This is a genomic window from Actinophytocola xanthii, from assembly GCF_001921205.1.
In the GTDB taxonomy this organism is placed as follows: Bacteria; Actinomycetota; Actinomycetes; order Mycobacteriales; family Pseudonocardiaceae; genus Actinophytocola; species Actinophytocola xanthii.
Window position 1 is genome coordinate 118,382 of record NZ_MSIE01000008.1, and the last position, 18,637, is coordinate 137,018.

General features: G+C 70.4%; 19 protein-coding genes. 10 read left to right on the top strand and 9 right to left on the bottom strand.

Annotated features, from left to right (window positions below; translation table 11 throughout):
• The first annotated feature begins 13 nt into the window (after window positions 1–13).
• The 7 genes from murJ (at window position 14) to BU204_RS07000 (ending at window position 7,707) form a co-directional block, all read left to right on the top strand.
• Entirely contained in the window at window positions 14–1,678 is a 1,665-nt protein-coding gene (gene murJ / locus BU204_RS06970) for a murein biosynthesis integral membrane protein MurJ (RefSeq protein WP_075124725.1), read from the top strand.
• 106 nt (window positions 1,679–1,784) lie between these two features.
• The gene (locus tag BU204_RS06975; protein WP_075124726.1) at window positions 1,785–3,335 is read left to right on the top strand and encodes a protein kinase family protein; all 1,551 of its coding nucleotides are present in this window, start codon (window positions 1,785–1,787) and stop codon (window positions 3,333–3,335) included.
• Window positions 3,336–3,392: 57 nt separating this feature from the next.
• A complete protein-coding gene (sigM, locus tag BU204_RS06980) occupies window positions 3,393–4,019 on the top strand; it encodes an RNA polymerase sigma factor SigM (RefSeq protein WP_075124727.1) in 627 nt (208 codons plus the stop codon).
• Window positions 4,016–4,849, top strand: coding sequence for a hypothetical protein (locus tag BU204_RS06985; RefSeq protein ID WP_075124728.1), 834 nt, complete (start codon window positions 4,016–4,018; stop codon window positions 4,847–4,849). The genes sigM and BU204_RS06985 overlap by 4 nt, the downstream gene beginning before the upstream one ends.
• Before the next feature lie 159 nt (window positions 4,850–5,008).
• Window positions 5,009–6,013, top strand: coding sequence for a thioredoxin-disulfide reductase (gene trxB / locus BU204_RS06990; protein WP_075124729.1), 1,005 nt, complete (start codon window positions 5,009–5,011; stop codon window positions 6,011–6,013).
• A gap of 10 nt (window positions 6,014–6,023) precedes the next feature.
• Window positions 6,024–6,353, top strand: coding sequence for a thioredoxin (trxA, locus tag BU204_RS06995; RefSeq protein ID WP_075124730.1), 330 nt, complete (start codon window positions 6,024–6,026; stop codon window positions 6,351–6,353).
• Window positions 6,354–6,558: 205 nt separating this feature from the next.
• On the top strand, window positions 6,559–7,707 hold the full coding sequence (locus BU204_RS07000) for an N-acetylmuramoyl-L-alanine amidase (protein WP_075124731.1): 1,149 nt from the start codon (window positions 6,559–6,561) through the stop codon (window positions 7,705–7,707).
• A 63-nt stretch (window positions 7,708–7,770) separates the two neighbouring features.
• Here BU204_RS07000 and BU204_RS07005 read toward each other — a convergent pair whose 3' ends face one another.
• A complete protein-coding gene (locus BU204_RS07005) occupies window positions 7,771–8,406 on the bottom strand; it encodes a GNAT family N-acetyltransferase (protein ID WP_143229338.1) in 636 nt (211 codons plus the stop codon).
• Between the two features lie 139 nt (window positions 8,407–8,545).
• Here BU204_RS07005 and BU204_RS07010 point away from each other — a divergent pair, with 139 nt between their 5' ends.
• Together BU204_RS07010 and BU204_RS07015 are read left to right on the top strand one after the other, a co-directional pair.
• Window positions 8,546–9,859, top strand: coding sequence for an aminotransferase-like domain-containing protein (locus BU204_RS07010; protein ID WP_075124732.1), 1,314 nt, complete (start codon window positions 8,546–8,548; stop codon window positions 9,857–9,859).
• 87 nt (window positions 9,860–9,946) lie between these two features.
• Window positions 9,947–10,909 (top strand): D-alanine--D-alanine ligase family protein, encoded by a 963-nt coding sequence (locus BU204_RS07015; RefSeq protein ID WP_075124733.1) that lies wholly within the window; start codon window positions 9,947–9,949, stop codon window positions 10,907–10,909.
• Window positions 10,910–10,963: 54 nt separating this feature from the next.
• On the opposite strand, the gene BU204_RS07020 is transcribed toward BU204_RS07015, so the two are convergent.
• The 8 genes from BU204_RS07020 to rpmH form a co-directional block, all read right to left on the bottom strand.
• Window positions 10,964–11,941: a ParB/RepB/Spo0J family partition protein gene (locus tag BU204_RS07020; protein WP_075124734.1), complete on the bottom strand. Its 978-nt coding sequence runs from the start codon at window positions 11,939–11,941 to the stop codon at window positions 10,964–10,966.
• A 13-nt stretch (window positions 11,942–11,954) separates the two neighbouring features.
• A complete protein-coding gene (locus BU204_RS07025) occupies window positions 11,955–12,854 on the bottom strand; it encodes a ParA family protein (protein ID WP_075124833.1) in 900 nt (299 codons plus the stop codon).
• Between the two features lie 138 nt (window positions 12,855–12,992).
• A complete protein-coding gene (gene rsmG / locus BU204_RS07030; RefSeq protein ID WP_075124735.1) occupies window positions 12,993–13,703 on the bottom strand; it encodes a 16S rRNA (guanine(527)-N(7))-methyltransferase RsmG in 711 nt (236 codons plus the stop codon).
• Window positions 13,704–13,752: 49 nt separating this feature from the next.
• Window positions 13,753–14,262, bottom strand: a complete 510-nt coding sequence (locus tag BU204_RS07035; protein ID WP_075124834.1) for a Jag family protein — start codon at window positions 14,260–14,262, stop codon at window positions 13,753–13,755.
• A gap of 122 nt (window positions 14,263–14,384) precedes the next feature.
• Window positions 14,385–15,572 (bottom strand): membrane protein insertase YidC, encoded by a 1,188-nt coding sequence (gene yidC / locus BU204_RS07040; protein ID WP_075124736.1) that lies wholly within the window; start codon window positions 15,570–15,572, stop codon window positions 14,385–14,387.
• Window positions 15,573–15,576: 4 nt separating this feature from the next.
• Window positions 15,577–15,963, bottom strand: a complete 387-nt coding sequence (yidD, locus tag BU204_RS07045) for a membrane protein insertion efficiency factor YidD (protein ID WP_408607989.1) — start codon at window positions 15,961–15,963, stop codon at window positions 15,577–15,579.
• A complete protein-coding gene (gene rnpA, locus BU204_RS07050) occupies window positions 15,960–16,349 on the bottom strand; it encodes a ribonuclease P protein component (RefSeq protein ID WP_075124737.1) in 390 nt (129 codons plus the stop codon). Before rnpA ends, yidD begins: the two co-directional genes overlap by 4 nt.
• Window positions 16,350–16,354: 5 nt before the next feature.
• Window positions 16,355–16,492, bottom strand: a complete 138-nt coding sequence (gene rpmH / locus BU204_RS07055; RefSeq protein WP_075124738.1) for a 50S ribosomal protein L34 — start codon at window positions 16,490–16,492, stop codon at window positions 16,355–16,357.
• A 448-nt stretch (window positions 16,493–16,940) separates the two neighbouring features.
• Here rpmH and dnaA point away from each other — a divergent pair, with 448 nt between their 5' ends.
• On the top strand, window positions 16,941–18,497 hold the full coding sequence (gene dnaA / locus BU204_RS07060; protein WP_075124739.1) for a chromosomal replication initiator protein DnaA: 1,557 nt from the start codon (window positions 16,941–16,943) through the stop codon (window positions 18,495–18,497).
• The last annotated feature ends 140 nt before the right edge of the window (window positions 18,498–18,637 follow it).

Here is an 18,637-nt window from a genome sequence, read left to right on the forward strand (position 1 = left end):
ACAATCAGACGCTGTGACCGACCGAACCGACCAGGCGACCGAGCACCTGCCCCGACCGACCACCGGCCGGAGCGACGGGACGCCCTCGCTCGCCAGGGCCAGCGGGTCGATGGCGATCGCCACCCTGGTCAGCCGGATCACCGGGTTCGCCTGGAAGGTCATGCTCGCCTGGGCGGCCAGCCTCGGCGTGGTCAACGACTCGTTCACCGTGGCCAACACGCTGCCCAACATCGTCTACGAGCTGCTGTTCGGCGGGGTGCTGGCGAGCGTGGTCGTACCGCTGCTGGTGCGCGCGCAGGACGACCGGGACGGCGGGCTCGCCTACACCCAGCGCCTGATCACCATGGGCATGAGCATGCTCGCTGTCGGCACGGTGGTCGCGGTGGCGCTGGCCCCGCTGTTCACCCGGCTGTACATGGACGGCTCGACCGGCGAGGCCAACCCGGAGCTCGCCACGGCGTTCGCCTACCTGCTGCTGCCGGAGATCATCTTCTACGGCCTGTTCGCCATCCTGTCGGCGATCCTGCAGGCCAAGCAGGTGTTCGGCCCACCGGCCTGGGCGCCGGTCATGAACAACGTGATCGTCATGGCGACGATCGGGGTGTACGCGGTGCTGCCGGGGGAGATCTCGCTGAACCCGGTTCGGATGGGCGACGCGAAGCTGCTCACGCTGGGCGTCGGCGTGACGCTGGGCATCGCCGTGCAGGCCCTGGTGCTCCTGCCGGCGCTGCGCCGGGTCGGGTTCCGGTTCCGCTGGAACTGGGGCCTGGACGAGCGGTTCCGCGAGTTCGGCGGGCTGGCGCTGTGGATCGTCGGCTACGTGGCGATCAGCCAGGTGGGCATGGTGTTCACCACCCGGGTGCTGACCGCGGGGGCGTCCGGCGGCGCGGCCATCTACTCCAACGCCTGGCTGCTGTTCCAGCTGCCATACGGGGTGATCGGGGTGTCGCTGCTGACCGCGATCATGCCCCGGCTGAGCCGCTCGGCAGCCGACGGCGACACCGACAAGCTGATCGCCGACCTCTCGCTGGGAAGCCGGATGTCCACGGTGCTGCTGGTGCCGCTGTCCGCGATCCTCACCGTGACCGGCTCGTCGATCGGCGTCGCGCTGTTCAACTACGGCAACGCCGACGTCGCCGACGCCCAGCGGCTCGGCGACGCGCTCGCGTTCTCGGCGTTCGGCATCCTGCCCTACGCCCTGGTCATGCTGCAGCTGCGCGTGTTCTACGCGATGAAGGACGCACGCACGCCCACCCTGATCATGGTCGTGATGACCGTGGTCAAGATCCCGCTGCTGTACATGTGCAGCGGGCTGCTCCGACCCGACCACGTGGTCATCGGGGTGCTGCTGGTCAACTCGCTGACCTTCGTCGTCGGTGCGGTGCTCGGCCAGATGTGGCTGTGGGTGCGGCTGGGCCGGCTGCAGAGCATGCGGGTGGTGCGGGTGATCGTGCAGAGCGCGGCCGCCGGCGCCGGCGGCGTGCTCCTGGCGTTCGGCGCCGGGCTGCTGGTCGACCTCGTGCTCGACGGGACAGGCCCGACCCTGGTCGCCTGGGTGAAGGTCGTCATCCAGTCGTTGCTCACCGGGGTGGCGGCGTTCGCCCTGCTCGCGGTGTTCAAGGTGCCCGAACTCGACCCCGCGGTGCAACGAATCACCCGTCTGGTCCGTCGAGGTTGATGAGAACGACGGGAATAACCCCCGCCGGTCACGTACGCTCGTTCTGATCGGCCCAACACGTCAGTCCGTTGTCCACCTCGCTGGGGCTGGGGGCGGGGAGAGTGCAGTGACTACGAGGCGAACCGAATCCCTGACCGGCGAGCTGGCCCCCGGTGGCGCCGGGGAGCAGTTCCTGCTGCCCGGAGCCGTGATCGGGGACGGCCGGTACCGGTTGCTCGCCCAGTTCGGCGTGGACGAACGGGCGGGCGCGCACCTCTGGCGAGCCCGGGACAACCAGCTCCGTCGCGACGTGGCCCTGACCGTCCTGGTCGGCCAGGCCAGCGACGCCAAGCGCGCCGCCGACGCCCGCCGGACCCTGGAACGGGCCGCGCACGCCGCCCGGTTCGCCCACCCCGGCATGGCCCGGGTGCTGGACGTGCTCAGCCTCGGCAACGGCGTCTCCCCCAACGAGGGGTTGCTCGGCATCGTCGTCGCCGACTGGTCGGCCGGAACCGACCTGGTCGACCTGGTCGCCGAGCGCCCGCTGCCCGCGGCGACGGCCGCCCGGCTGCTCGAGCCGCTGGCCGCGGCCGTCGAGCGGGCCCACGTCGCCGGCCTCGTGCTCGGTGTCGACCACCCGCAGCGGATCCGGGTCACCCCGGACGGAACGTTGCGGCTGGCGTTCCCCGCGCCGCTGCCCGAGGCGGTGCCGCGCGACGACGTCAAGGGTCTCGGAGCCGTGCTGTACCTGCTGCTCACCGGGCAGTGGCCGCTGCCGGGCGGACCGGCGGCCGTTGCGTCGGCGCCGATCGCGCCGGACGGTTCGATCGCGCCGCCGGAGGCCCTGAACCCCGCCATCCCGCACGAGCTGTCGGCGGTGGCGCTGCGCAGCCTCGAGGACACCTCGATCGGCGGCATCAGGACCAGCGCCACCCTGCTCTCGGTCCTCGACCAGGCCGCGGAGTCAGCCGAGCAGACCGAGTTCCTGCGCCCGGTGGTGCCGGGTACCGAGGACGACGAGGGGCCGGTGTGGACCACCCGGCCGCCGGCCCGGGACCGGGCCCGTCGCCGGAAGCTCGCGATCGGCGTCACCGCGCTGGCGGTCGCCACCGTCGGCATTCTGGCCTGGATCGGCATGATGCTGATCGACTTCTTCGGCGACGACTCCGGCGGGACCGGCAACACGGTCGTGGTCAGCCAGCCGCCGCCCAAGGACGGGGAGACGGCCCCGCCGCGACCCAAGCCCGCCGGGCCGGTCAAGCCGGCCCAGGTCGCCGAGTACAACCCGGAGGGCTCGGAGGACGACGAGAAGGACGCCACCAACGTCACCGACGGTGACCCAGGCACCCTCTGGGAGACCGACACCTACAAGCAGCAGTTCCCCGCGCTCAAGCCCGGCGTCGGCATCATGGCCTCGTTCGCCGACCCGGTCCGCTTCGCCGCGGTCACCGTCGAGTCGCCGAGCCCGGGCACGGTCGTGGAGATCCGCACCGCCCCGTCGCCGACACCGACGCTCGAGGAGACCAAGACGATCGCCTCCGCGACGCTGAGCGCCGGCCGTACGGAGATCCAGCTGCCCAACGCCGAACCGTCGCAGTACCTGATCGTCTGGATCACGAAGCTCGGTGAGGGCAACGAGTCGGCGCTGGCCGAGCTGGGGTTCGTCCGGGCCAGCTGAGCACGTGGTGGAGGCCACACCTCGGGTGGTCCGGGGGGCGACCGATATCCTCGTGCCGTGACCACCGCCGCCAGCTCGGACGCCGACCTCATCGCGGCGCACGCCGCCGGTGACCCGCGAGCCTTCGCTGAGTTGGTCCGCCGCCACCGGGACCGCATGTGGGCCGTCGCCCTGCGCACGCTGCGTGATCCCGAGGAGGCCTCCGACGCTCTGCAGGAGGCGTTCATCTCCGCCTTCCGCGCCGCCGCGTCGTTCCGGGCGGAGTCGCAGGTCACGACCTGGCTGCACCGGATCGTCGTGAACGCCTGCCTCGACCGGGTGCGAAGACGCCAGTCCCGGCCCACCGTTCCACTGCCGGAGACCGGTCCGGGTGAGCCGGCCGCCCCGCGTGACTCGATGTCCGAGCGGGAGACCCGGCTCGTCGTGCAGAAAGCGCTCAGCCAGCTCTCCGAGGACCAACGGGTACCGATCGTGCTGGTCGACGTGGAGGGGTACTCGGTCGCCGAGACCGCCGCACTGCTCGGGATCGCGGAGGGCACGGTGAAGAGCCGGTGTGCCAGGGGGCGGGCCAAGCTCGCCAAAGTTCTCGGGCATCTCCGGAACCCGGATGCAGAAGCGAACGTCCCAGATGGCGCTGTTGAAGGGCGGAGTGTGCCGGCGAGGCGCCGCGGGGAGGGACGATGACAGAGAGCGTCACGGGCGCTCACGGGCCGCCGTGGTCTGTCGACCTGCTGGCGGACCTGCACGCGGGGGTGCTCGACGCCGAGACCGCGGCCCGGCTCTGGCCGAGGGTCAACGCGGATCCGGAAGCTCGTGCGGTCCTCGAGGCACTCGACTCGGTGAAGGTGGGCCTCGGACAGCTGGCGCACGCCCCGGTCGAGCCAATGCCGGCCCACGTTGCCGCCCGCCTCGACGCCGCGCTCGCGGCCGAGGCGCGGAGCAGGTTCGGTCCGCCGGGCTCCGCCGCGCCACCCCGGCCGTCGGCTCCGCCGCGGTCCACCGAGCCACCGGCCGGACCGTCCCTCGCCCCGGTCACCGACCTCGCCGCGGCCCGCCGCCGGCGCAACCGGATGGCCGCCTGGGGTGCCGGGCTGCTGACCGCCGCGGCCGCCGCGGCGGCGATCGCGTTCATCGCGATTCCCGGGACGTCGACCGACGGCGCACCGGTGGCCGGCAAGGGCGCCACCGAGGCCACCGAGCCCCCGGACGGCGCCGAGCCGCCGCTCGCCCTGTCCGGGGACGACCTCAACCCGGCGATCGGCCAGCTGACCGGTGAGAAGGACTACGGCCAGCTGGAGAACGAGCAGGGCCTCAAGGCCTGCCTGGACGGGAACGACATCCCCTCGGGCGACACCATCGGCGTCCACCCGGTCACGCTCGACGGCCAGGAGGGGATCGCCGCACTGCTCGGCGCCGGTACCGAGCCCGGCAAGTTCCGTGTCGTGGTCGTCGAACCGACCTGTACCGGCGGGAACCCGGACGAGATCATGGCCGACGCCATCGTGGGCAACTGACGATCGTCGGACATCCGGAGCAGAGGCCGCGTGGACACCGTCCGCGCGGCCTCTTCTTCCACCGTGCGTGCCTTTGGTCACCCGCGCGAAGCGGAACAACGGGCCCCTACGATCGTGTTCTACCGAGTGCGACGACTCGCACCGCCACCGGGAGGTCTGATGCCAGCCATCGACAACACGACGGTTCGCAACGTGATCGTCGTCGGCTCCGGCCCCGCCGGCTACACCGCGGCGGTCTACGCCGCCCGTGCCCAGCTCGAACCGCTGGTGTTCGAGGGGACGCAGTTCGGCGGTGCGCTGATGACCACGACCGAGGTCGAGAACTACCCCGGCTTCCGGGACGGGATCATGGGCCCCGACCTCATGGAGCAGATGCGCGCCCAGGCCGAGCGGTTCGGTGCCGAGCTGCGGGCCGAGGACGTCGACGAGATCCAGCTCGACGGCCCGGTGAAGTACGTCACGGCGAACGGGGTCCGCTACGCCGCCCGCGCGGTCATCCTCGCCATGGGGGCCGCGGCCCGGTACCTGCACGTTCCCGGCGAGCAGGAGCTGCTTGGCCGCGGCGTCTCCGCCTGCGCGACCTGCGACGGGTTCTTCTTCCGCGACCAGGACATCGCCGTCGTCGGCGGAGGCGACTCGGCGATGGAGGAGGCCACGTTCCTCACCCGGTTCGCCCGCTCGGTCACGATCATCCACCGGCGCCAGGAGTTCCGCGCCTCGCGGATCATGCTCGAGCGCGCCCGCGCGAACGAGAAGATCCGCTGGCAGCTGGACTCGGAGGTGCTCGAGGTGCTCGGCGAGGGCTCGGTCAAGGGGGTGCGGCTGCGGAGCACCGCCACCGGTGAGGAGTCGGTTCTCGACGTCACCGGCCTGTTCATGGCCATCGGCCACGACCCGCGCAGTGCGCTGGTCGCCGGGCAGGTCGACACCGACGAGGACGGCTACGTCCGCACCGCGCCGCAGAGCACGGTCACCAACCTGGACGGCGTCTTCGCCGCCGGCGACCTGGTCGACCGGACCTACCGCCAGGCCATCACCGCGGCCGGCTCGGGGTGCGCCGCGGCCATCGACGCGGAACGGTGGCTGGCCGAGCACGAGGCGACGCCCGAGGCCCACAAGGCCCCAGAACTGGTCGGCGGCGGTTACGCCGCGACGGACAACTGAAGGAGAGAACATGGCCGGAAACACCGTCACCGTGACCGACAGCTCGTTCGCCACCGACGTGCTGGGCAGCGACAAGCCTGTGCTGGTGGACTTCTGGGCGACCTGGTGCGGTCCGTGCCGGATGGTCGCGCCGGTCCTCGAGGAGATCGCGGGCGAGCACTCGGACAAGATCACGGTCGCCAAGCTCGACGTGGACCAGAACCCCACGGTCGCCCGTGACTACCAGGTACTGTCCATCCCGACGCTGATCCTGTTCAAGGGCGGTGAGCCGGTGAAGCAGATCGTGGGCGCCAAGCCCAAGGCCGCGCTCCTCGCGGATCTGTCCGACTACCTGGCCTGACAGCGTCGCGGACGGCAACTCTCGGTACGGCTCGTAGTGTCTACCGGGTGAACCGGCGTGTGGCGGGGGTCACCGAACCGACGCTCCACGTGACCCTCCGCGCCGGACTCACACTGGCAGGGCACAATGGTTGCGCAGCTGTTGTGCTGCCGTAGCCGTCATTCGCGCCGACTCGAGGTCGGTGCCCGACCCGAGCGAGGGGTGCATGCGGGTACTCCGCCGCGGTGATGCTGGGCCGGCAGTTGCCGAGGTCCGGGCCACGCTTGCGGGGCTTGGTCTGCTGCCGTCGAACCCGCCACCCAACGGGGCGGCCGAGGTCTTCGACGAGCTGGTCGAGCACGCGGTGCGGACCTTCCAGCAACAGCGAGGCATGATCACCGACGGGGTGCTCGGGCCGGCGACCTACCGGGCGCTGCGCGACGCGACCTACCAGCTCGGTGCGCGGCCGCTGGCCTACCTCGTGTCGTCCCCGGTGTCCGGGGACGACGTGCTCGCCCTGCAGGAGCGGCTGCTGGAGCTCGGCTACGACGCCGGCCGGCCCAACGGTGTGTTCGGCGTCCAGACCGAGGGCGCGCTGCGCAACTTCCAGCGCGACTACGGCCTGACCGTGGACGGCATCTGCGGGGCCGCGACCGTGCGGGCCCTGCGCCAGCTCTCTCCGCGGGCCCGTGGCGGCTCGCCGGTGCTGCTGCGCGAGCAGGAGCGGGTGCGCAAGGCCGGGCCGCGGCTGCGCGGCAAGCGCATCGTGATCGACCCGGGCCACGGGGGGCCGGACTCCGGTGTCTCGGTCGCCGGGGTCCGCGAGGCCGACCTGGTGTGGGACCTGGCCCGTCGGCTTGAGGGCCGGATGGTGGCCACCGGGATGCAGGCCCTGCTCTCCCGCGGCCGGGACCAGTGCCCGTCCGAGGCGGACCGGGCGCACTTCGCGAACGAGGTGGGCGCGGACCTGTACCTCTCGCTGCACTCCGACGCGAACTCGGCGCCCACCGCCCAGGGCGTCGCGAGCTTCCACTTCGGCACCGCCGGCGGGAACACCTCGACGATCGGTGAGACGCTGGCCGGGTTCGTGCAGCGCGAGCTCGTGGTCCGGACCGGTCTGCGCGACTGCCGGGCACACCCGAGGACCTGGGACACGCTTCGGCTGACCCGCTGCCCCGCGGTGCGCATCGAGATCGGCTACCTGACCAACGCCGATGACCGGGCGAGGCTCGCCGACCCGACCTTCCGGGACGTGGTCGCCGAGGGCATCCTCGTCGCGGTCAAGCGGCTCTACCTGCTCGGCGAGAACGACCAGCCGACCGGCACGTTCACCTTCGCCGACGTCCTGCGCCACGAGCTGGCCAAGGCCGAGTAGCCGGGGATCTGTCCACAGGCTGGGGGTAACACCTGTGGACAACCTCTGCCGGGTTCGCCGGCGTCAGCGCTGGAGCGCCGGGCTGGGGCTCGCCGTCGTGACGGTCACGGTGCCCAGGAGGCGCTCCAGGGCCGCCTCGACGTCTTCCTTCCAGGACAGCGCCGAACGCAGCTCCAGGCGCAGCCGGGGCCAGCGGGGGTGCTGACGCACGGTCTTGAAGCCCACCGCGAGCAGGAAGTCCGCGGGCAGGACACAGGTCGGCTCGTCCTCGTCCGGCCTGGCGTCACCGAAGGACTCGATGGCCTTCACCCCGCGGCGGGTCAGGTCCTTGGCCACCGCCTGCACGAGCATGCGGCCCAGCCCGCCGCCGCGGAACTCCGGCAGCACGTGGAACCCGGTCAGCAGGACCGCGTCCGGGCTCGGCGGCGAGGTGGGGAAGGCGGACGCCCGGGGAACTGCCGTCGGCGGTGCGTAGAGCACGAAGCCGACCGGGAGCTTGTCGCTGTAGACGATGCGCCCGCAGGAGCCCCACTCCAGCAGGACGCTGGACACCCACGCCTCTTTCTCCAGGTCGGTGGTGCCGAACTCCTCGGCTTGCTCACGCAGGTGGGGAGCCACCTCCCAGAACACACACTGCCGCGAGTGCTTGGGCAGGTCCTCGAGGTTGTCCAGCGTGACGCCGATGACGCGTCGCGACACCTGACCTCCCCCTGCCGTGTTACGCGTGCCGTTTGCCAGGATAAGCCCCGAACGGGGGGAGCGGAAACCACGAGGGGTCGATCGGGAGCCCGGTTACACTCGATCGATCTATCCTGCCCATCCGCGATGGAGCTCTCCCATGACCTCGCTCGGACCGCCGGACGATACCGGACGCAGCCTCGATCCCCACCTGCGCCGTTACGCCGCCCGTGCCGCTGGCATGACGGCCTCCGAGGTACGCGCGTTGTTCTCCGTGGCCAGCCGGCCCGAGGTGGTCTCGCTCGCCGGCGGCATGCCCAACCTCACCGCACTGCCGCTGGACTCGCTGTCCACCGAGATCGCCGGCCTGGTGAGCGGCGAGGGCCTCGTCGCCCTGCAGTACGGCTCGGCCCACGGGCTGCCCGAGCTGCGGGACCAGATCTGCGAGGTCATGGGCCTGGAGGAGGTGCACGGACACCCCGACGACGTGGTGGTGACCGTCGGCTCACAAATGGCGCTGGACATGGTCACCCGGATCTTCTGCGACCCGGGGGACGTGGTGCTGGCGGAGGGTCCCTCCTACGTCGGCGCGCTCGGCACCTTCGCCGCCTACCAGGCCGACGTGGTGCACGTCGGCATGGACGCGGACGGCCTGGTGCCCGACGCGCTGCGGGAGGCGCTCGCGGCGTGCGAGCGGGCCGGGCGGCGGGTCAAGTTCCTCTACACGATCCCGAACTTCCAGAACCCGGCCGGCGTGACGCTGGCGGTCCCGCGGCGGGCGGAGATCCTGGAGATCTGCGCCGCCCACCGGGTGCTGGTGGTCGAGGACAACCCGTACGGCCTGCTCGGCTTCGACGGGCAGACCTACCCCGCGCTGCGCTCGATGGACGCGGACAACGTGGTCTACCTCGGCTCGTTCTCCAAGACCTTCGCCGCCGGGCTGCGGGTGGGCTGGGCGCTGGCGCCGCACGCGGTGCGGGAGAAGCTGATGCTGGCCGCGGAGTCGGCGACGCTGTGCCCGCCGACGCTCAACCAGATGATCGTCTCCAGGTACCTGGCGACCCACGACTGGAAGGGCCAGATCAAGTCGTTCCAGCAGACCTACCGCGAGCGCCGGGACGCGATGCTCGCCGCGCTGGAGCAGCATTTCCCGCCCGGCTGCACCTGGACCGTGCCCGCCGGGGGTTTCTTCGTCTGGGTGACGGTTCCCGAGGGCGTCGACACCAAGGCCATGCTTCCCCGCGCGGTCACCGCCCGGGTCGCCTACGTCTCCGGCACGGGGTTCTACGCGGACGGGTTGGGCAGCCGACAGATGCGGTTGTCGTTCTGCTACCCGACGCCCGAACGCATCACCGAGGGCGTGCGCCGGCTGGCCGCCGTGCTGTCCGACGAGCTCGACCTCGCCAGGACCTTCGGTCCCACCAGCCAGCGGATCGGTTCCGGGCCGCAGGTGCCGGCGCCTGACACTGCTTGACATCCTTGCCTGGCAAGGTTTCTGGTCGGACGTCACCTGCGTCCGATCACAATGGACTGTCTGTTGTGGAATGACGAGGAGCGTCTGGTGTCCGATCTCTGTGTCGCGGTGCTGTCCGGCGGGCTCTCGCACGAGCGGGACGTGTCGCTGCGGTCGGGACGCCGGTTGTCCAGCGCGCTGCGCTCGGCCGGGATCGGCGTCGAGGAGTGGGACGCCGACTCCTCGCTCCTGAGCCGGCTTCGGGAGCACCGGCCGGACGCCGTCGTCGTCGCGCTGCACGGCGGGGAGGGCGAGGGCGGCTCGATCCAGACGGTGCTGGAGATGCTGGACGTGCCCTTCGTCGGCTCCGACTCCCACGCCTGCCGCCGAGCCTGGGACAAGCCGACGGCCAAGACCGAGCTCGCCGCGGCCGGCCTCACCACCCCGGACTGGGTCGTGCTTCCGCACAGCACGTTCCGCGAGCTGGGGGCGCAGCCAGTGCTCGACGCGATGGTCGCCCGGCTCGGCCTGCCGATGATGCTCAAGCCCGACCAGGGCGGCTCGGCGCTGGGAGCACAGGTCGTCCGGGACGCCGCCGACCTACCGGCCGCGATGGTGGGCTGCCTCGCCTATGGCGAGACCGTGCTCGCCGAGCGTTTCGTCGAGGGTGTCGAAGTGGCCGTCACGGTGCTTGACGGGCCGGACGGGCCCATCGCCCTGCCCGCCGTGGAGATCGATCCGGAGACCGGCGTCTACGACTACACCGCTCGCTACACCGCGGGCTTGACGCGGTTCCACACGCCGGCCCGCCTCGACGAGCGGGCCGCGGCCGCGGTGGCGGACCTCGCGGTGGCCGCGCACCGACTGCTGGGCTTGCGAGACGTCTCGCGCACGGACGCGATCGTCGACGCGGACGGCACGGTGCACTTCCTCGAGGTGAACCTGTCGCCCGGGCTGACCGAGACCTCGCTCCTGCCGATGGCGGCGGAGGCCGGCGGGCTCTCCCTCGCCGACATCTATGCCGGCCTGATCGACCGCGCGATGAGTCGATCGGTCAGGCGCTCTGCGTAGCCGTACGGGTACTTCTTGTCATCGTCACCGTGACAAAAGGGGCTGGGGTGATCCCTAATCGGTTTTTGATGTCCGATTTGCCCCGTTTTGGGACATAAGCTCGACGATGCGCTCGAGATCGTCGACCGACCCGAACTCGACGACGATCTTGCCTTTCCGGCGGCCCAGCTCAACCTTGACCCGGGTGTCGAAGGTGTTGGAGAGCCGGTCGGCCACGTCCTGAAGACCCGGTGCCTGCATCGGCTTGCGCGGTTGCGCCTTCGGTCGGGGCGGTGCCTGGTTCTTGAGCAGGGTGACTGCTTCCTCGGTGGCCCGCACCGAGAGTCCTTCCGCCACGATTCGGGCGGCGAGCTCTTCCTGCATGCCGGCGTCGTCCAGACCGAGCAGGGCCCTGGCGTGGCCGGAGGAGAGGACGCCGGCCGCCACCCGCCGCTGCACGGCCAGGGGCAGGCGCAGCAGCCGGATCGTGTTCGTGATGACCGGCCGGCTCCGACCGATCCGCGATGCCAGCTCGTCGTGGGTCACCTCGAACTCGTCGAGCAGCTGCTGGTAGGCCGCTGCCTCTTCGAGGGGGTTCAGCTGGACGCGGTGAATGTTCTCCAGCAGGGCGTCGCGCAGCATCGCGTCGTCGGCCGTCTGCCGGACGATGGCCGGGATCCTGGCCATCTCCGCCTGTTGGGCGGCGCGCAGCCGTCGCTCGCCCATCACCAGCTCGTACTTGTCGCCGCCCAGCTCACGGACGACGATCGGCTGCATCAGGCCGAACTCACGGATCGAGTGCTCGAGCTCGGCCAACGCGTCCTCGTCGAAGACCTGACGAGGCTGCTTCGGGTTGGCCTGGATCGCACTGGTGGGGATCTCCCGGTAGACCGCACCGGCCACCGACTCGTCCTTTGCCGCCGGTGCGGCGGGAGCGCTCGGTGTCCTGGTGGCCGGCGTCGGCAGCTTCACCGCCCCGTCGCTACCCCCGGCCGGGCCCTGCGGAATCAGTGCGGCGAGGCCACGACCCAGCCCACCCTTGCGTTCAGTCATGCTGTGCTGCTCTCTACTCCCCGCCGAAGCCGCGCTCGGCCATTTCCCGGGCAGCGTCAAGGTAACTCATCGCGCCCCGAGAACCAGGGTCGTACGCCAGAACGGTCTGTCCGAAGCCCGGCGCCTCCGAAACCTTCACGCTGCGGGGGATGACCGTTCGCAGCACGGTGTCACCGAAGTGCTTGCGGACCTCGGCGGTTACCTGGTCGGCGAGCTTGGTCCGGCCGTCGTACATGGTCAGCAGGATCGTCGAGACCTGCAGGTTCGGGTTGAGGTGGTTCTGCACCAGCTCGATATTGCGCAGCAGCTGGGAGAGACCTTCCAGTGCGTAGTACTCGCACTGGATCGGGATCAGGACCTCCTCGGCAGCGACCATCGCGTTGACCGTGAGCAAGCCGAGGGACGGCGGGCAGTCGATGAAGACATAGTCGGGGTTCAGCTGGTCGAGCGCGCCGGTGGGCAGGGCCTCCTTGAGCCGGGACTCGCGACCCTCCATCGAGACCAGCTCGATCTCGGCGCCCGCCAGGTCGATCGTCGCCGGAACGCAGTAGAGGTTGCCCGACTGGTCGCTCACCGCGGCGGCATCGGTCAGCGAGACCTCGCCAATGAGCACCTCGTAGATCGACGGGACCCCGGATCGGTGGTCGACGCCGAGCGCCGTACTGGCGTTGCCCTGCGGGTCGAGGTCAATCACCAACACCTTGAGGCCGTGCATGGCGAGCGCAGCGGCGAGGTTCACCGCACTGGTCGTCTTGCCGACACCGCCCTTCTGGTTCGCCACGGTCAGCACGCGCCTGCGCGTCGGCTTGGGGAGATCGTGCTTGGGGTGCAGCAGGCGCGTGGCGCGAGCGGCCTCCTCGGCGATGGGGGTCCAGCCCGAGACCGCCGCGGCGGCCTCCACGTTCTCGTGCATGACGACCTCGGGATGCTGCTGGTGTCGCCCGCTCACAAGACCACCTCGCGGGCGTCCTGCTGCCGCGGTTTCACGTGAAACATGGTCGCTCCGATCGTTGATGGGCGGGACCTGTCGGGCGTCGGCGCTGCCGACGCGTCAGTGTCCCTGATCCTGCCTGCTGACTCGTTGACGACGACCACGGACCCCCGTGCGCGGTCTCACCCCAACACGCTCGACTTCAATGATGGTGGTCGGCACCTCGAGGACACCGACGCCACACCGACCGACTCTCGGGGTTCCTCCGCCGGCGCGACTGACCGCGGCGCTGTCCCGGGTCGCCTCGGCCTCCGCGCTCTCACCCTTGAGCGCGAGGAGTCGACCTCCCTGCCGAAGCAGGGGAGCTGACCAGCCCCAGAGGCGATCCAGGGGAGCGACCGCCCGCGCGATGACGACGTCCGCGCCGGCACGCCGCTGCTTGATCCCCGGCTCCTCCGCTCGTCCGCGGACGACGCGCACCGTCAGCCCGAGGGCGCCTACGACCTCCTCGAGCCAGGCCACTCGTCGGGCCATCGGCTCCAGGAGCGTGAGATCGAGATCCGGACGCGCGAGGGCCAGGGGGATACCCGGTAGTCCAGCCCCGGACCCGACGTCAACCACCCGGGCGCCGGAGTCGATGCGCTCGGCGACGACGGCGGAGTTGAGAAGATGACGATCCCAGAGCCGTTCGACCTCGCGCGGGCCGATCAGCCCGCGCTCCACCCCGGCCGCGGCGAGTCGCTCGGCGAACTCGACGGCGAGCGGCAGAGCGTCCCCGAAGACGACGGAAGCGGGTCCCGGGGGGACTGGGGCTACTGCCTTCTCGTCCACCGCGGAACCCGCCTCGCTAGTCCGTTGTTTCACGTGAAACCGAGCGGAGTCAGGACTGCCGGAACACCACGACGCGACGTCGCGGGTCCTCACCCTCGCTCTCGCTGTGCACACCCTCGACCGTGGCGACGGCGTCGTGCACGACCTTGCGCTCGAACGGCGTCATCGGCTGGAGCCGAATCCGGTCGTCACCACCGGCGAGCACCCGCTCGGCGGTCGCGCGGCCGAGGTCTCGCAGCTCCTCCCGACGGTCCGCGCGCCAGCCCGCGATGTCGAGCATCAAGCGGCTACGGGTGCCGGTCTCCTGCTGAACCGCCAGCCTGGTCAGCTCCTGGAGCGCCTCGAGGACATTGCCCCTTGGCCCGACGAGCTTCTCGAGGTCCTCACCGCCGTCGATGCTCACCACCGCCCGACCGGCCTCGACGTCGAGGTCGATGTCCCCGTCGTAGTCGACGAGGTCCAGCAACCGCTCGAGGTAGTCCCCGGCGATGTCACCCTCGCGGACCAACAGGTCCTCGCTCGCCCCCGATCGCTCCTCGCCGTCCGAGTCGTTCTCCACCTCGGCAGGGGCATCGCCGTTGGTGGCCCGCGCGACCGCGGCGTCCTCGGCGTTGTCCTGCTCGGTCCCCGACTGCACCGTCTCCGGCACGACTTCTCCTCTCCAGGTCCGGAACTATCGCGTCAGCGGTTCTTCCGGCCTGTGTTCTTCTTGCGGGATCGGTCTGCACTCAGACCGGAAACCTTGTCGTCGCCCCCGGTCGCCTTCGCGGCGGAGCCGTTGTCCGCCGCGGTGCCACCATCGGACTTCGCTGCGCCGGTCTTGGCTGCGCCGGTCTTCGCTGTGCCGGTCTTCGCTGTGCCGGCGGCCGGCTTCGTACCGGGCTTGGTCGTGCGCGGCTTGGCGGTACCGGCGGCCTTCGCGTTCGGAGCGGGCTTGACGCCGGGCTGCTTGCCGGTCCGGTCGGCGGGCTTGGCCGCGGCGGGCTTCGCGGGACCGTCGGTAGCGGAAGCCGGACGCTTCTTCGCCTGCTGCGGGCGCTGACCGGGCTTCGGGGCGAGCGTGTTCCGCTTCTCGACGACGGCGGCCTTCTTGGCCTCCTCCTCGGCGTCGATCTTCCGGTACACCAGGCGCTGCTGGCCGAGGGTCCAGGTGTTGTTCGCGAGCCAGTAGAGCAGAAGGCCGATCGGGAAGAACAGACCGAAGATCAGCACGCCCAGCGGGAAGATGTAGAGGGTGAGCTTGTTCATGATCGCGGTCTGCGGGGTGGCGGCCTCCGGGTTCTGCCGCTCGACCGAGTGACGCGCGGTCAGGTGGGTCAGCACGCTCGCGAGGATCATCAGCGGGATCGACACGATGATGACCGAGGTGCGGTTCGCCCCCAGCGCGGTCAGCTGCGCCTCGGGCTGGGTGATGAAGTTCGAGAGCCGGGCACCGAAGAGGTTGGCCGCGAGGTAGGAGCTGACGCCGTCGGGACCGAAGAAGTAGTTCTCGTGCGGGCTGTTGCCGAACGAGCGGAGCACGTGGAACAGACCGATGAACACCGGGATCTGCAGGAGCATCGGCAGGCAGCCGCCGAGCGGGCTGAACCCGTGCTCGCGCTGGAGCTTCTGCATCTCCTGCGCCTGCCGCTGCCGGTCGTTGGCGTACTTCTTCTGGATCTTCTTGATCTCGGGGGCGAACTCCTGCATCGCCCGCATCGACCGGACCTGCTTCACGAACGGCTTGAACATGATCGCGCGCAGGGTGAAGACCAGGAACATGATGCCCAGCACCCAGGAGATGCCGGACGCCTCACCGAACACATGCCCGAAGACCCAGTGCCAGCACCAGAGGATGAAGGACACGGGGTAGTAGATGAACTCGAGCACGGAGCTACTCCTTGGGGAGGGGGTCGCGAGCCGGGCCTGGCGTTCCGGTCTCTTCGGTCACGTGGGGATCACGGCGGCGCACACGGCGCGGCGGCACGGGGTCGTAACCACCCGGGTGCCACGGTCCGCAGCGCAGCAGTCGGCGCACGGTCAGGTAGAAGCCGCGCAGTGCGCCGTGGGTCGACAACGCCTCGACGGCATAGGCACTGCAGCTGGGCTCGAACCGGCAACTCGGCGGGAGCACCGGTGAGATCCACGAACGGTAGAAGCCGACCGGTGCCAGCAGTACCTTGGCCGGCAGACTGGGTCGGGGGTGGCGGTCGGTCTCCGCGGGTACCGGGGCGGGCTCGTCCGTACCGCGCACGACCTCGTCGTCATGCGTGAGGCTCACTCCACACCACCAGTGTCCGTACCGGCGAGCCGCAGCTTCCGCAGCGCGGAGTCGAAGTCGCGCGCGAGCTCGGCGCTCGCCGCCTCCGCCGCGGTTGGCAACGCTCGGACGACCAACGTGCAACCAGGGAGGACGGTTCCCAGCCGATCGCGCACGACGTGGCGAAGGCGCCGGGTGACGCGATGCCGCACCACCGAGTTGCCCACTGTCCTGCCGACCACGAAGCCGACCCGAGTCCGCTCCCCGCTTCCGGCCACGCCGAGCCGAGCGACCTCCTCAGCCGTGATCGCGTGCACGACGAGCCTGGGCCGGCCGACACGCCGACCCTTCCTGGTCACCAGCCGAAAGTTGTCGCTACCGGTCAGCCGAGCGGACGCGGGGAGCACGCAAGTCAGGCGGAAAGGCGCTTACGACCCTTGCCACGACGAGCCGCGAGGATGGCCCGACCGGCGCGGGTGCGCATGCGCAGCCGGAACCCGTGGGTCCGCGCCCGGCGGCGGTTGTTCGGCTGGAAAGTACGCTTGCTCACGGTGGATCTCCCGGTAATGGCTCGCCAAGTTTCGCTGTCTCCACCGACGGACGGCGCGCAGAGTTCACCCACACCTCTCGGGAGACCTTATGAGAGTACGCACCCCCGATCGGGCTGTTCAATCGGGGTCGCTCAACCGCAGATCAACAGCCCGTTCAACGACACGCCGCGTGCGGTTGAATCCTTGCCCACGACCACATCTTGTGGCATGGCTCGGCGCTTGTTAGCGTGCGGTCTCCTGGTTGGGCCAGAGGGGAGTGGGAGCCCTGCTGCGCCGCACAGAGTGGACGATCCAGCGGTGGGGTTGCTGCTGCGGTCCGTTGTGCCTTCGTGCACAGTTGTGGACAACCCTGTGGATGCCGCCCGTGCAGAATTGACGGGCCGCTCTGCGGTCGTACAGCAAGGGGTTGGTCGTGAACGAGGCCAGCGAGGGGAGGGGAGCTCATAGGTGTCCGAGCAGCAGGTGAACCTGGGTGTGGTGTGGGAACAGGTCGTCCGGGAGCTGTCCGCCGGCACCCTTTCTCCCCAGCAGCGAGCGTGGATGCGGGTGACGCGGCCGATCGGGTTGCTCGACGGCACCGCGCTCCTCGCCGCACCGAGTGACTTCGCCAAGGACGCGATCGAACGCGCGCTGCGCGAACCGATCACCGACGCGCTGTCCCGCCGCCTGGGGTGGGCGGTGTCCCTGGCCGTGAAGGTGGACACGGTCACCCCCGCGGTGACGGCCACCCCGGCGGTTCCGGCTCCCCCACCGCCCCTGCCCGGCACCGGCGACCCGATCGTCGACGGCCGCCCGATCCTTCCGCCGATCGGCGCCCCCGAGCACGGCGGCGAGGTCGACGGCGACAGCGACGAGGTGGACGAGGAGGGGGACGCCCTGGCGACGGTGCACGAGATCTGGCCCACGTTCGCCAGCGGCCAGCCGGCGAGCGGGCAGCCCTTCACGGCGCCGGCCCAGCCGCAGACCTCGAAGACCCGCCTGAACGAGAAGTACACGTTCGACACGTTCGTGATCGGCGCGTCCAACCGCTTCGCCCACGCCGCGGCGGTGGCGGTCGCCGAGGCGCCGGCGCGTGCGTACAACCCGCTGTTCATCTGGGGCGAGTCCGGGTTGGGCAAGACCCACCTGTTGCACGCGGTCGGCCACTACGCGCAGCGTCTGTTCCCGGGGATGCGGGTGCGCTACGTGTCGACCGAGGAGTTCACCAACGACTTCATCAACTCGCTGCGCGACGACCGCAAGGTGGCGTTCCAGCGGCGGTACCGCGACATCGACATCCTGCTGGTGGACGACATCCAGTTCCTGGAGGGCAAGGAAGGAACCCAGGAGGAGTTCTTCCACACGTTCAACACGCTGCACAACGCGAACAAGCAGATCGTGGTGTCCTCGGACCGACCGCCCAAGCGCCTGGAGACTCTGGAGGACCGCCTCCGCACGCGGTTCGAGTGGGGCCTGATCACCGACATCCAGCCCCCCGAGCTCGAGACCCGGATCGCGATCCTGCGGAAGAAGGCGGCCCAGGACCGGCTGGCGGCCCCGGCGGAGGTCCTCGAGTTCATCGCGGCACGCATCGAGCACAACATCCGGGAGCTGGAGGGTGCGCTGATCCGGGTGACCGCGTTCGCGTCGCTGAACCAGCAACCGGTCGACCTGGGCCTGGCCGAGATCGTGCTGCGCGACCTGATCCCCGACTCGCAGGTGCCGGAGATCAGCTCCACCACGATCATGGCCGTGACGGCGGAGTTCTTCTCAGTATCTCTTGACGACCTCTGCGGGCCGGGCAAGACCAAGGCCCTCGCCCAGGCCCGCCAGATCTCGATGTACCTCTGCCGCGAGCTGACCGACCTCTCCCTCCCCAAGATCGGCCAGACCTTCGGCGGCCGCGACCACACGACGGTCATGCATGCCGAGAAGAAGATCCGCAAGGAGATGGCAGAGCGACGGCGCGTGTACGACCAGGTGCAGGAGCTGACCTCCCGCATCAAGCAACGCGCCCGCGGCTGACCCTCACCGCGTCACCCCTATAAGTACTGTCGCCGAGCGGTACCCACCCGCCTGGGGACCCGGTGCATGCGCCGCGCGAAGTACCTGTCCCGCCGCTGTTCCTTGTTGTCGAGCGGTGCCCACCCCCGCTCTGCACCCGG

Excerpts from the sequence above, each read along its gene's own strand:
- BU204_RS07025 (WP_075124833.1), bottom strand. The coding sequence starts at position 12,854 with ATGCACGAGAACGTGGAGGCCGCCGCGGCGGTCTCGGGCTGGACCCCC.
- trxB (WP_075124729.1), top strand. The coding sequence starts at position 5,009 with ATGCCAGCCATCGACAACACGACGGTTCGCAACGTGATCGTCGTCGGC.
- BU204_RS07000 (WP_075124731.1), top strand. The coding sequence starts at position 6,559 with ATGCGGGTACTCCGCCGCGGTGATGCTGGGCCGGCAGTTGCCGAGGTC.
- BU204_RS07010 (WP_075124732.1), top strand. The coding sequence starts at position 8,546 with ATGACCTCGCTCGGACCGCCGGACGATACCGGACGCAGCCTCGATCCC.
- BU204_RS06985 (WP_075124728.1), top strand. The coding sequence starts at position 4,016 with ATGACAGAGAGCGTCACGGGCGCTCACGGGCCGCCGTGGTCTGTCGAC.
- trxA (WP_075124730.1), top strand. The coding sequence starts at position 6,024 with ATGGCCGGAAACACCGTCACCGTGACCGACAGCTCGTTCGCCACCGAC.
- BU204_RS07020 (WP_075124734.1), bottom strand. The coding sequence starts at position 11,941 with ATGACTGAACGCAAGGGTGGGCTGGGTCGTGGCCTCGCCGCACTGATT.